Origin of the sequence: Pseudomonas sp. NFXW11 (assembly GCF_049887815.1) — a bacterium.
Classification (GTDB): Bacteria; Pseudomonadota; Gammaproteobacteria; order Pseudomonadales; family Pseudomonadaceae; genus Aquipseudomonas.
This window is the reverse complement of the sequence record NZ_JAGEKI010000005.1, coordinates 285,582-298,622: the sequence shown is the minus strand read 5'-3', so window position 1 is coordinate 298,622 and position 13,041 is coordinate 285,582. Positions and strand designations below refer to the sequence as shown.

Sequence of the window (13,041 nt, the reverse complement as noted above, 5' to 3'; positions counted from 1 at the left end):
TTACTCTGCGGAATAAGCGTCAGTGGCGCAGGCGGGTTTGCCGGCAGCGTATTTGAGACTGGGGTCGACCAGCGCGTCGAAGCGTTTCAGGGCTTCGGAGCCGATCAGCAGCGGGTATTGGAAGGTGCTGCGGTCGGTCAAGTTCACTTCGATGCTGCGCAGGGCGCTGCCCATGCATACATCCAGGGCGATGACCGGCCGTGCGGTGTAGTTCTTGTCCTCATCGGGGTCATAGTCGCCGGCGCGGCGCTTGATCTTGCTGACCCGGGCCAGGGGCCGCTCGATGGGGTGGGAGTGGGCGGTGTCGATGGCCAGGTAGAAACGCACCCAGGATTCGCCGTCGCGCTTGAAGCGCTTGATGTCGCGGGCACTCAGGGAAGCGGTCTTGGCCCCGGTGTCGAGCTTGGCGGCGACCTCCAGGTCGATGCCTGCCAGGTTCGCGTATTCATTCAAGCCGTAGACGGTCTTGCCGGCGGCGTTGCCGATGGCGGGAAGCATCAGCAGGCAGAGCAGTGGGAGAAGGGCCTTGAGTCTCATAGATCCTGACGGGTGACATGGGTTCTTCAGTTCAAGGCGACCGGCATTGCTGCGCAAGCTCCCTCGTGTGCTTGCCATAAATAGATGACAGGCCAATGCGGGCGGCATTCTAGCATGCTGGTTTTATGGCGCCAGCGCCGGGGGCGGGCCTTTCGTCTCGTTTGGCGGCGAGAGAGTTATTAGACGATTGTCGACAATCTCCATTTTTCCTTTGACTGTTAAAGGGCGATTGGCTAGTTTTCGCCATATTGATTTTCAAGGTGTCGACAATATGCTGGATCAACTGGAACATCCGCTGCCGGCCCAGGACGATTCCGAGACCTTGTCCGAAAACGTCTTCCGACGCATCCAGGCCGCCATCGTCAAGGGCGAGATTGCCCCGGGCAGCAAGATCTCCGAGCCGGAGCTGGCGCGTACCTACGGCATTAGCCGCGGCCCGCTGCGCGAGGCCATCCACCGCCTGGAAGGCCAGCGCCTGCTGGTGCGGGTGCCCCATGTCGGGGCCCGGGTGGTGTCCCTGAGCCATGCCGAGCTGATCGAGCTCTACGAAATCCGTGAATCCCTGGAGGGCATGGCCTGTCGCCTGGCGGCGGAGCGCATGACCACCGAGGAAATCGACGAGCTTCGCCGGGTGCTGGACACCCACGAGCGCGACGCGGCGTTCCAGGCCGGGGTGGGCTATTACCAGCAGGAAGGGGATTTCGACTTCCACTACCGGATCATCCAGGGCGCGGGCAACCGCACCCTTACGCAAATGCTCTGCGGCGAGCTGTATCAACTGGTGCGCATGTACCGCATCCAGTTTTCCGCGACCCCCAACCGCCCGCACCAGGCCTTTGCCGAACACCACCGGATTCTCGACGCCATTGCCGATCGCGACGGCGAACTGGCCGAGTTGTTGATGCGCCGCCACATCGGCGCCTCGAAACGCAATATTGCGCGTCACTACCAGGACAGCGCCCATCCGACAGCCACTCCACGAGGTGAGTCATGAGTTCCAACAAGAGCACTCCAGGCCAGCGTTTCCGCGATGCGGTCGCCAGTGAACAGCCGTTGCAAGTGGTCGGTGCGATCAACGCCAACCACGCCCTGCTGGCCAAGCGCGCCGGTTTCAAGGCCATCTACCTGTCCGGTGGCGGGGTCGCCGCCGGTTCCCTCGGCGTGCCGGACCTGGGCATCACCGGCCTCGACGATGTGCTGACCGATGTGCGGCGCATCACCGATGTCTGCGACCTGCCGCTGCTGGTGGACGTGGACACCGGCTTCGGTTCCTCGGCCTTCAACGTGGCGCGTACGGTCAAGTCGATGATCAAGTTCGGCGCCGCGGCGATCCATATCGAAGACCAGGTGGGCGCCAAGCGTTGCGGCCACCGGCCCAACAAGGAAATCGTTTCCCAGCAGGAAATGGTCGACCGCATCAAGGCCGCGGTGGATGCCCGCACCGACGACAGCTTCGTGATCATGGCGCGCACCGACGCCCTGGCGGTGGAGGGCCTGGAGTCGGCCCTGGAGCGCGCTGCGGCGTGCATCGAGGCGGGCGCCGACATGGTGTTCCCGGAAGCCATCACCGAGCTTGAGATGTACAAGATCTTCGCCGACCGGGTGAAAGCGCCGATCCTGGCCAATATCACCGAGTTTGGCGCCACCCCGCTGTACACCACCGAACAGTTGAAATCCGTGGATGTTTCCCTGGTGCTGTACCCGCTGTCGGCGTTCCGCGCCATGAACAAGGCGGCGGAAAACGTCTACACCGCGATCCGTCGTGACGGCACCCAGCAAAACGTGATCGACACCATGCAAACCCGCATGGAGTTGTACGAGCGCATCGACTACCACAGCTTCGAGCAGAAGCTCGACGCCTTGTTCGCGCAGAAGAAAGGCTGAATCAGTTCTTGTGGGAGTGAGTCCAGATCGCGAGCAAGCTCGCTCCTACAGTGTCGGGGGAGCCCCGACCCGTGAAGTTGCCAAGTCCCTAACAAATTCAAGATTGGAGAGAGCAATGGCCGAAGCAAAAGTATTGAGTGGCGCAGGTCTGCGCGGCCAGGTGGCCGGCCAGACCGCGCTGTCCACCGTGGGCCAGGCCGGTGCCGGGCTGACCTATCGCGGCTATGACGTGCGCGAACTGGCGGCCGATGCGCAGTTCGAGGAAATCGCCTACCTGCTGCTCTACGGCGAGCTGCCGACCCAGGAACAACTGGACGCCTACAGCGCCAAGCTGAGCAAGCTGCGGGATCTGCCCCAGGCACTGAAGGAAGTGCTGGAGCGCATTCCGGCCCAGGCCCATCCGATGGATGTGATGCGCACCGGCTGCTCGTTCCTCGGCAATATCGAGCCGGAGAAAGACTTCTCCCAGCAGCACGACGTGACCGACCGCCTGCTGGCGGCCTTCCCGGCGATCATGTGCTACTGGTACCGCTTCAGCCATGACGGCGTGCGCATCAAGTGCGTCAGCGACGAGCCGTCCATCGGCGGCCACTTCCTGCACCTGCTGCATGGCAAGAAGCCCAGCGAGCTGCACGTGAAGGTGATGAACGTGTCGCTGATCCTCTACGCCGAACACGAGTTCAACGCTTCCACCTTCACCGCCCGGGTCTGTGCCTCGACCCTGTCTGACCTGTACTCCTGCGTCACCGCGGCCATCGGCTCGCTGCGCGGCCCGCTGCATGGCGGTGCCAACGAAGCGGCAATGGAACTGATCGAGCGCTTCAGCAACCCAGAGGAGGCTACCGCCGAACTGCTGCGGATGCTCGAGCGCAAGGACAAGATCATGGGCTTCGGCCATGCCATCTACAAAGAGTCCGACCCGCGCAACGAGGTGATCAAGGGCTGGTCGAAAAAGCTCTCCGACGAGGTCGGCGACCAGGTGCTGTTCCCGGTTTCCGAAGCCATCGACAAGACCATGTGGGAACAGAAGAAGCTGTTCCCCAACGCCGACTTCTACCATGCCTCGGCTTACCACTTCATGGGCATTCCGACCAAGCTGTTCACGCCGATCTTCGTCTGCTCGCGCCTGACCGGCTGGGCCGCCCACGTGTTCGAGCAGCGTGCCAACAACCGCATCATCCGACCCAGCGCCGAGTACACCGGCGTCGAACAGCGCAAGTTCGTGCCAATCGAACGTCGCTGACCAGGAGGGCGCCAGCACCGTGGCTTGAATGCACCACGAACCTGTAGGAGCGAGCTTGCTCGCGATCGCGCTGGATCAGCTGAAGTCGATGTTGGAGCCGATTCAGTCATCGCGAGCAAGCTCGCTCCTACCAGGAACAGGTGTCCATTCAACACAGTGCCGGGCGCTCCCTTCGAAACTACCGTGACCGAGTCCTGACCATGAACACTGAATTTCGCAAGACGCTGCCCGGCAGCCAGCTGGACTATTTCGACGCCCGTGCGGCGGTCGAGGCCCTGCAGCCCGGTGCTTACGACGGCCTGCCCTATACCGCCCGGGTACTGGCGGAAAACCTGGTGCGGCGCTGCGACCCGGCGACCCTCGATGCCTCGCTGATGCAACTGATCGAACGCCGCGATGACCTGGATTTCCCCTGGTTCCCGGCCCGCGTGGTGTGCCACGACATTCTCGGCCAGACCGCGCTGGTGGACCTGGCCGGCCTGCGCGACGCCATTGCCGACCAGGGCGGTGACCCGGCGCTGGTCAACCCGGTGGTGCCGACCCAGTTGATCGTCGACCACTCCCTGGCCGTGGAGTGCGGTGGCTTCGACCCGGATGCCTTCGACAAGAACCGCGCCATCGAAGACCGGCGCAACGAAGACCGTTTCCACTTCATCAACTGGACCAAGAAGGCCTTCAAGAACGTCGACGTGATTCCGCCGGGCAACGGCATCATGCACCAGATCAACCTGGAGAAAATGTCGCCGGTGATCCAGGTGCGCGATGGCGTGGCCTTCCCTGATACCTGCGTCGGCACCGACAGCCATACCCCGCATGTGGACGCCCTGGGGGTGATCGCCATCGGCGTGGGCGGCCTGGAAGCCGAGAACGTCATGCTTGGCCGCGCCTCCTGGATGCGCCTGCCGGAAATCGTCGGCGTCGAGCTCACCGGCAAGCTGCAACCGGGGATCACCGCCACCGACATGGTGCTGGCGCTGACCGAGTTCCTGCGCAAGCAGAAGGTGGTGGGGGCCTGGCTGGAGTTCTTCGGTGCAGGCGCGGCGGCGCTGACCCTGGGCGACCGTGCCACCATCTCCAACATGGCCCCGGAATACGGCGCCACCGCGGCGATGTTCTACATCGACCAGCAGACCATCGATTACCTCAAGCTCACCGGCCGTGAAGACCAGCAAGTGCGCCTGGTGGAAAGCTACGCCAAGCACACCGGCCTCTGGGCCGACAGCCTGAAGCACGCCCGTTACCCGCGTGGCCTGCAGTTCGACTTGTCGTCGGTGGTGCGCAATATGGCCGGGCCGAGCAACCCCCACGCCCGGGTCGCCACCAGCGACCTGGCGGCCAAGGGCATTGCCGGGCAGTGGTCACAAACTCCGGGGCAGATGCCCGACGGCGCGACGATCATCGCCGCCATCACCAGCTGCACCAACACCAGCAACCCGCGCAATGTGATCGCCGCTGGCCTGCTGGCACGCAATGCCAACCGGCTGGGCCTGACCCGCAAGCCCTGGGTCAAGTCGTCCCTGGCCCCGGGTTCGAAAACCGTGGCCATGTACCTGGAAGAGGCCGGCCTGGGGCATGAGCTGGAGCAGCTGGGCTTTGGTGTGGTGGCCTTCGCCTGCACCACCTGCAACGGCATGTCCGGTGCCCTGGACCCGGTGATCCAGAAAGAGATCATCGACCGCGACCTGTACGCCACCGCAGTGCTCTCGGGCAACCGCAACTTCGACGGGCGTATCCACCCTTACGCCAAGCAGGCGTTCCTGGCTTCGCCGCCCCTGGTGGTGGCTTACGCCATCGCCGGCACCATCCGTTTCGATATCGAGAAGGACGTGCTGGGCCTGGACGCCAGCGGTCGGGAAATCCGCCTCAAGGACATCTGGCCGAGCGACGAGGAAATCGATGCGGTGGTCAAGGCCGCGGTCAAGCCGGAGCAGTTCCGCCAGGTGTACATTCCGATGTTCGCCGTGCATGAAGACACCGGCCCGAAAGTCGAACCGCTGTACGACTGGCGCCCGCAAAGCACCTATATCCGCCGTCCGCCGTACTGGGAAGGGGCTCTGGCCGGTGAGCGCAGCCTGACCGGGATGCGCCCGCTGGCAGTGCTGCCGGACAACATCACCACCGACCACCTGTCGCCGTCCAACGCCATCATGCTGGACAGCGCGGCCGGTGAGTACCTGGCGAAAATGGGCCTGCCGGAGGAGGACTTCAACTCCTACGCCACCCACCGTGGCGACCACCTGACCGCCCAGCGCGCCACCTTTGCCAACCCGAAACTGTTCAACGAAATGGTCCAGGAAAACGGCAAGGTCAAGCAGGGTTCCCTGGCGCGGATCGAGCCGGAAGGCCAGGTCACGCGGATGTGGGAAGCCATCGAAACCTACATGCAGCGCAAGCAGCCGCTGATCATCATCGCCGGCGGCGACTACGGCCAGGGATCGTCCCGCGACTGGGCGGCCAAGGGCGTGCGTCTGGCGGGGGTGGAAGCCATCGCTGCCGAAGGCTTCGAGCGCATCCACCGCACCAACCTGGTGGGCATGGGCGTGTTGCCCCTGGAGTTCCTGCCCGGCACCGACCGCAAGACCCTGGGCATCGACGGCACCGAGACCTACGACGTAGTCGGCGCGCGTACGCCACGGGCGCAGTTGACCCTGGTGATCAACCGCCGCAATGGCGAGCGCCTTGAAGTGCCGGTGACCTGCCGCCTCGACACCGCCGAAGAGGTGTCGATCTACGAGGCCGGCGGGGTGTTGCAACGTTTCGCCCAGGACTTCCTGGAATCGGCAGTAGCCAGTTAAGTGACGTACCGCGGGCGGGCCTCAAGGCGCCGCCCGCGGTCATTATCGGGACCTGAAATTCATGGCATTCGTAGCGCAAATCAAGATTCCCGCCACCTACATGCGGGGCGGCACCAGCAAGGGTGTGTTCTTCAACCTGCAGGACCTGCCCGAGGCGGCGCAACTGCCGGGCGCGGCTCGCGATGCCCTGCTGTTGCGGGTGATCGGCAGCCCCGATCCCTATGACAAGCAGATCGACGGCATGGGCGGCGCCACCTCCAGCACCAGCAAGACGGTGATCCTGTCCAAGAGCATCAAGGCCGACCACGACGTCGACTACCTGTTTGGCCAGGTGGCCATCGACAAGGCCTTCGTCGACTGGAGCGGCAACTGCGGCAACCTCTCGGCAGCGGTGGGCTCCTTCGCCATCAGCAGTGGCTTGGTGGACCCCAGCCGGATTCCCCGCAACGGCGTGGCGGTGGTGCGTATCTGGCAGGCCAATATCGGCAAGAGCATCATCGCCCACGTGCCGATCACCGAGGGCGCGGTGCAGGAGACCGGCGATTTCGAGCTGGATGGGGTGACCTTCCCGGCCGCCGAAGTGCAGCTGGAATTCCTTGACCCCGCGGCCGAGGAGGAGGGCGCCGGCGGTTCGATGTTCCCCACCGGCAACCTGGTGGACGACCTGGAAGTGCCGGGTGTCGGCACCTTCAAGGCGACCCTGATCAACGCCGGGATTCCCACCATCTTTATCAATGCGGCGGACATCGGTTATCGCGGCACCGAGCTGCAGGGCGATATCAATGGCGACCCCAAGGCCCTGGCGATGTTCGAGAGCATCCGTGCCCACGGCGCCCTGCGCATGGGCCTGATCCAGCACCTGGATCAAGCTGCCCAGCGCCAGCACACGCCAAAGGTGGCCTTTGTCGCCGCGCCTGCGGACTACCAGGCGTCCAGCGGCAAGGCGATCAAGGCCGGAGACGTCGACCTGCTGGTGCGCGCCCTGTCCATGGGCAAGCTGCACCACGCGATGATGGGCACCGCCGCAGTGGCGATTGGCACCGCGGCGGCGATTCCGGGCACCCTGGTCAACCTCGCCGCTGGTGGCGGGGCACGTAGCGCGGTGCGTTTCGGCCATCCTTCGGGCACCTTGCGGGTGGGCGCCGAAGCCACCCAGAACGGCGCCGAGTGGACAGTGGTCAAGGCCATCATGAGCCGCAGCGCACGGGTGCTGATGGAGGGCTGGGTGCGGGTGCCTGGCGATAGTTTCTAGAAAGAAAAGCTGGGGGCTGGCCGTGGCGAGGGAGCTTGCTCCCGCTCGGCCGGCCGGCGCTCCGGTGAGTAGCGTGCGTAACGCCTTACCTGCTGCAACGCGCGGCTCGCCTTTGGGGCGGCTGTGCCGCCCAGCGGGAGCAAGCTCCCTCGCCACTCATACATAGTGAATTGCTGAGCAGGCGCAGACCTGCGATGCCGTTATTGACCTGAACCTGTGACTGAGGAAACCACCCACCTACAAGCCGTTACTGGAGTGCATCGCTTATGAGCAGCAACGTTGACCTGAACAACCGCCCCGATTACGACCAGGTACTGCAGGACATCGCCGACTACGTCCTGGGTTATTCCATCGATTCCCGGGAAGCCCTCGACACTGCGCGCAATTGCCTGATGGACACCCTGGGCTGTGGCCTGCTGGCCCTGCGTTTCCCCGAATGCACCAAGCATCTGGGGCCGATCGTCGAAGGCACAGTGGTGCCCCATGGTGCGCGGGTGCCTGGCACCAGCTATCGGCTGGACCCGGTCAAGGCGGCCTGGGACATCGGCTGCATCGTGCGCTGGCTGGACTACAACGACACCTGGCTCGCGGCCGAATGGGGGCACCCTTCGGACAACCTCGGCGGCATTCTGGCGGTGGCCGATCACCTGTCGCAAAAGCGCGTGGCCAATGGCGAGGTAGCGCTGACCATGGGCGATGTGCTCAAGGCCATGGTCATGGCCCACGAGATCCAGGGTGTGCTGGCCCTGGAAAACTCCTTCAACCGGGTCGGGCTCGACCATGTGCTGCTGGTGAAAGTGGCGTCTACGGCGGTCTGCGCCAAGCTGATGGGGGCCAATCGCGAGCAGTTGCTGGCGGCGCTGTCCCAGGCCTTTGTCGACGGCCAGGCGCTGCGCACCTATCGGCACGCGCCGAATGCCGGTTCGCGCAAGTCCTGGGCGGCGGGGGATGCCTCCAGTCGTGGGGTGCGCCTGGCGGATATCGCCTTGCGTGGCGAGATGGGTATTCCCGGGGTGCTGAGTGCGCCGCAGTGGGGGTTCTATGACGTGCTGTTCAGCCATACCAACAAGGATCTGGCGCTCAAGCCAGAGGGCCAGCGGCAATTTAGCCTGCCGCAGAAATACGCCAGCTACGTGATGGAAAACGTGCTGTTCAAGATCAGTTTCCCGGCGGAGTTCCATGCGCAAACCGCCTGCGAGGCGGCCGTGACCCTGCACCCGTTGGTGCGCGATCGCCTGGATGACATCGACCGTATCCTCATCACCACCCATGAGTCGGCGATCCGCATTATTTCCAAGGTCGGCCCCCTGGCCAATGCCGCTGACCGCGATCATTGCCTGCAGTACATGACCGCCGTGCCCCTGGTGTTCGGCACCCTGGTGGCCGAGCACTATGAGGACGACTTCCATGCAGCGCACCCGATCATCGATCAGTTGCGCGAGAAGATGCAGATCGTCGAGGAGCCGCGTTACACCCGTGAATACCTGGAGGCCGACAAGCGCTCGATTGCCAACGCGATCCAGGTGTTCTTCAAGGACGGCTCCAGCACCGAGCAGGTGGCGGTGGAATACCCCATTGGCCATCGGCGCCGCCGTGCCGAGGGCATCCCGTTGCTGGAAGACAAGTTCAAGGCCAACCTGGCCACGCGCTTCACGGCCCAGCGCTCGGCGCAGATTTTCCAGCTGTGCAAGGACCAGGCAGGCCTGGAGGCCACTCCGGTACACCGCTTCGTCGACCTGCTGGTGATCTGAAACCCACCCTTGTAGGAGCGAGCTCGCTCGCGATGATCGTCAACGATGACGCTGGCTTGCCGGGCGAACCTGGCGTTCCGAGAAGCATCGCGAGCAAGCTCGCTCCTACAGAGTCTATTGGCCATCGTTTCTGGACAGCCATTTGTCCAGGGGCAATTTGCTGATGGCGAAGCCGCCGAGCAGGGTGGTGGAATACAGCAGCAGGTCGCGAGACAGGCTCTGGCCTTCGTACCAGGCACCGATGATTACCGCGAACACCGGGAAGATGATGAACACAAAGGACAGCACCACTGGGTTCAGGCGCTTGAGCAGGAAAAAATAGACGATGAATCCGCCTACCGAGGCGGCCAGCCCCAGGTACAGCAGGGCGCCCCAGGAGCGCGGGCTGATGGCGGCAAAGTCCGGGGTTTCCAGCCAGAGCCCGGCCAGGCACAGCAGCAGGCCGGCGATGCCGATCGGCAGGGCGTTGTAGGTGATCACGCTGATGGCGCCGCCGTGTTTCTTGGTGACCACGTAGCACAGCGCATGCAGCAGTGCTGCGCCGAGAATCGCCAATACCCCCGAGAGTTCGTTGTGGTCGCTGAGCAAGCCTTGGCCGCGAATGATCTGCAACAGGCTGGCGAAGCCGATGGCGATACCGAGCAATTGCCCCAGGTGAATCTTCTGCCGCAGCAGCAAGGCGGAAAAAATCAGGATAAATACCGGCATGCAACTGAACAGCAGTGCGGTCAGGCCGGAAGAAACATGCACCTCGCCGTAGTTGAGCAGGGTGTAGGGCAGGCTGAAGTAGCACAGGGTGACGAACAGCAGGAAGCCCCGATGGCTCTTGGGAAACATCAGGGGCTCGCGACGCAGCCAGGCAAAGCAGGCGAACAGCGGGAAGGCAATCAGGAAGCGCAACCCGGCGGCGGTCAGCGGTGGCACGCTTTCCACGGCGATCTTGATCCCCAGCCAGGTGGTGCCCCAGCTCAGGCAGACAATCAGGAACAGGGTGCAGGTCAGCAAGCTGCCGAGCCAGTGGCGCGGCATTGCCTGGGTAGCGGGTGCGGCGGTGCGGATGCTCACGCTGGCCTTCCTTCCGTGTTGGGTCATTGACTCCTATAGTGAGCGAGCCATTTCCGGTAATTGAACCTTTTGCGCACGTTATTGAGGGAAATGATGGCTGTCAAAGTAAGTATTGACACGGTGTCAATATTGCGTTCCGCCTTGCAAAAAGGCCTGGGCGCCAAGTACAAGCGGCTGGCCGCGGCCCTGGACAAAGCCATCGAGGAGGGGGCGCTGGCGGCTGGCAGCAAGCTGCCGCCCCATCGCCTGTTGGCGGATCAGTTGGGCGTGACCATTGGCACCATCAGCCGCGCCTACGCCGAACTGGAGCGCCTGGGGCAGGTGGTGGCGCGGGTGGGGGATGGCACCTATGTGCGTCAGGACGGCCTGCAGCGCCAGCGCGATGCCGGGTTTCGCAATGTCGGCGACGAAATGCCGCAGATGTTCGACATGAGCCGCAATACCCATATCCCCGGGCAGGAAACGCGATTTATCGCCCAGAGCCTGCGGGCCCTGGCGGAGGATGCCCATGCGCTGCAGCAGATCAGCCGCTATGGCCCCGAGGCCGGGTTGGCGCGCTACCGTGAAGCGGGCGCGCACTGGCTGACCCAGGAGGGGCTGGTGGCCGATCCCGCGCAGGTGCTGTGCGTCAATGGTGCCCAGCACGGATTGCATGTCGCCCTGCTGGCGCTGCTCAAGGCCGGGGATACCTTGGCCACCGAACAGCTGACGTATCCGGGCCTGATCAGCACTGCGCGGATGCTGGGTATCAAGCTTGTGGGCTTGCCCATGGATGAGCAGGGCTTGCTGCCCCAGGCGCTGGACGAAGCCTGCCAGCAGCACCGGATCAGCGCGCTGTATTGCACGCCGACCTTGCAGAACCCGACGGCCACGGTGCAGCCGGTGGCGCGTCGGGAGGCGCTGGTGGAGGTCTGTCGGCGGCACAATCTGTTGATTCTTGAAGACGAGACCCATGCCGTGCTGATGGACCGGCGTCCGGCGCCGCTGGCGCACTTCGCCCCGGAACGCACGCTGCTGATCAGTGGCCTGAGCAAGGCGCTGGCGGCCGGACTGCGGGTCGGTTTTGTGCATGCACCGCAGCCCTTGGTGGGACGTTTGGCCGCAGCGCTACGGGCTACCTGCTGGATGGCCACGCCCTTGCCGCTGGAATTGGCCGCCGGGTGGATCGCCAGCGGGCTGGCCGAGCGTCTGCGCCAGCAGCAGATGGCCGAGATCGCCCGGCGCAAAGGGCGGGTGGCGGGCTTGCTGGAGGGGTTGGATTGGCGCAGTCCGGACGGTTGTCCGCATTTCTGGATCAAGGTGGCCGAGCCTTGGCGAGCTTCGGAAATCGAAGAGCAACTGCGGCGCCAGCACTATTGGGTGGCCACCGCCGAAGCCTTTGCCGTGGGCCAGGCGGCGGTGCCGCAGTTCATTCGGGCCAGTGTGTGCAACACCAGCGTCGATGATCAGCGGCTGCTCGAAGGCTTTGCCCTGCTGGCTGCGGCCCTGAAGCAGGAGGGTGGGGTGGCGGATTGGTAAGGCAGCGCGCCGGCGGGGGCATCAAGGCCCGCGCCGGCGCTGCAGGGATTACTTGAAGCGCCGTTCCACGCCTTTTTCCACGAGGATCTTGGCCGAGATCTCTTCCACCGAGAAATGCGTGGAATTGATGTGGGGGATGTTTTCGCGACGGAACAGGTTTTCCACTTCGCGCACTTCGAATTCGCACTGGGCAAAGCTGGAATAGCGGCTGTTGGGCTTGCGCTCGTTGCGGATCGCGGTGAGGCGGTCGGGGTCGATGGTCAGGCCGAACAGCTTATGCTTGTGGGCGCGCAGGGCGTTGGGCAGTTGCAGGCGCTCCATGTCTTCTTCGGTCAGCGGGTAGTTGGCCGCGCGGATGCCGAATTGCATGGCCATATACAGGCAGGTCGGGGTCTTGCCGCAGCGCGACACGCCCACCAGGATCAGGTCGGCCTTGTCGTAGTAGTGGGTGCGGGCGCCGTCGTCGTTGTCCAGGGCGAAGTTCACCGCCTCGATCCGCTCCATGTAGTTGGAGTTGTGGCCAATGGAATGGGACTTGCCCACGGAGTAGGAGGAATGCTCGCTCAACTCCTGTTCCAGGGGCGCGAGGAAGGTGGAGAAGATGTCGATCATGAAACCATTGGAGGTGGCGAGGATCTCACGAATGTTCTGATTGACGATGGTGTCGAAGATGATGGGCCGGTAGCCGTCTTTTTCGGCGGCTATATTGATTTGCTGTACCATGGCCCGCGCTTTTTCCACGCTGTCGATGTACGGCCGCGTGAATTTGCTGAAGGTAATGTTTTCGAACTGCGCCAAAAGGCTCTGGCCTAGGGTTTCCGCGGTGATACCGGTGCCATCGGAGATAAAGAAAGCAGATCGTTTCATTTGCGGCTTGGGCCTTAAGCTAGTGACGATTCTTGGATATGATAGGCGCGATTTGTCGGCCGGGAATGGCCCGCATTCTCACTTATTTTCCAAGTCCAGGCCATATAGCGGGCAAACCTGCCATAGAGC

The 13,041-nt window shown here is 63.6% G+C and carries 10 protein-coding genes; 7 read left to right on the top strand and 3 right to left on the bottom strand.

From position 1 onward, the window contains the following. Positions 1-537 (bottom strand): ATP-dependent zinc protease, encoded by a 537-nt coding sequence (locus tag J4P02_RS10830; protein WP_426189908.1) that lies wholly within the window; start codon positions 535-537, stop codon positions 1-3. 271 nt (positions 538-808) lie between these two features. Here J4P02_RS10830 and J4P02_RS10825 point away from each other — a divergent pair, with 271 nt between their 5' ends. From J4P02_RS10825 to prpD, 6 genes are all read left to right on the top strand, one after another. Further along, positions 809-1,531, top strand: a complete 723-nt coding sequence (locus J4P02_RS10825) for a GntR family transcriptional regulator (RefSeq protein WP_426189906.1) — start codon at positions 809-811, stop codon at positions 1,529-1,531. Continuing rightward, entirely contained in the window at positions 1,528-2,421 is an 894-nt protein-coding gene (gene prpB, locus J4P02_RS10820; RefSeq protein ID WP_011060181.1) for a methylisocitrate lyase, read from the top strand. Before J4P02_RS10825 ends, prpB begins: the two co-directional genes overlap by 4 nt. A 115-nt stretch (positions 2,422-2,536) precedes the next feature. Next, the gene (gene prpC / locus J4P02_RS10815; RefSeq protein WP_426189903.1) at positions 2,537-3,664 is read left to right on the top strand and encodes a bifunctional 2-methylcitrate synthase/citrate synthase; all 1,128 of its coding nucleotides are present in this window, start codon (positions 2,537-2,539) and stop codon (positions 3,662-3,664) included. A 200-nt stretch (positions 3,665-3,864) separates the two neighbouring features. After that, a complete protein-coding gene (acnD, locus tag J4P02_RS10810; protein WP_426189901.1) occupies positions 3,865-6,459 on the top strand; it encodes a Fe/S-dependent 2-methylisocitrate dehydratase AcnD in 2,595 nt (864 codons plus the stop codon). 61 nt (positions 6,460-6,520) lie between these two features. Next, positions 6,521-7,711, top strand: coding sequence for a 2-methylaconitate cis-trans isomerase PrpF (prpF, locus tag J4P02_RS10805; RefSeq protein ID WP_426189899.1), 1,191 nt, complete (start codon positions 6,521-6,523; stop codon positions 7,709-7,711). A gap of 266 nt (positions 7,712-7,977) precedes the next feature. After that, the gene (gene prpD / locus J4P02_RS10800; protein ID WP_426189897.1) at positions 7,978-9,462 is read left to right on the top strand and encodes a 2-methylcitrate dehydratase; all 1,485 of its coding nucleotides are present in this window, start codon (positions 7,978-7,980) and stop codon (positions 9,460-9,462) included. Between the two features lie 114 nt (positions 9,463-9,576). Here the strand turns inward: prpD and J4P02_RS10795 are convergent, their stop codons facing one another. After that, positions 9,577-10,491, bottom strand: coding sequence for a DMT family transporter (locus tag J4P02_RS10795; protein ID WP_426189996.1), 915 nt, complete (start codon positions 10,489-10,491; stop codon positions 9,577-9,579). 129 nt (positions 10,492-10,620) lie between these two features. Between J4P02_RS10795 and J4P02_RS10790 the strand changes: the two genes are divergently transcribed. After that, the gene (locus J4P02_RS10790) at positions 10,621-12,045 is read left to right on the top strand and encodes a PLP-dependent aminotransferase family protein (protein WP_426189895.1); all 1,425 of its coding nucleotides are present in this window, start codon (positions 10,621-10,623) and stop codon (positions 12,043-12,045) included. A 48-nt stretch (positions 12,046-12,093) separates the two neighbouring features. Here the strand turns inward: J4P02_RS10790 and ppsR are convergent, their stop codons facing one another. Continuing rightward, positions 12,094-12,912 carry a posphoenolpyruvate synthetase regulatory kinase/phosphorylase PpsR gene (gene ppsR, locus J4P02_RS10785; RefSeq protein WP_426189893.1) on the bottom strand — a complete coding sequence of 273 codons (819 nt, stop codon included), beginning with the start codon at positions 12,910-12,912 and terminating at the stop codon, positions 12,094-12,096. Positions 12,913-13,041 lie beyond the last annotated feature (129 nt).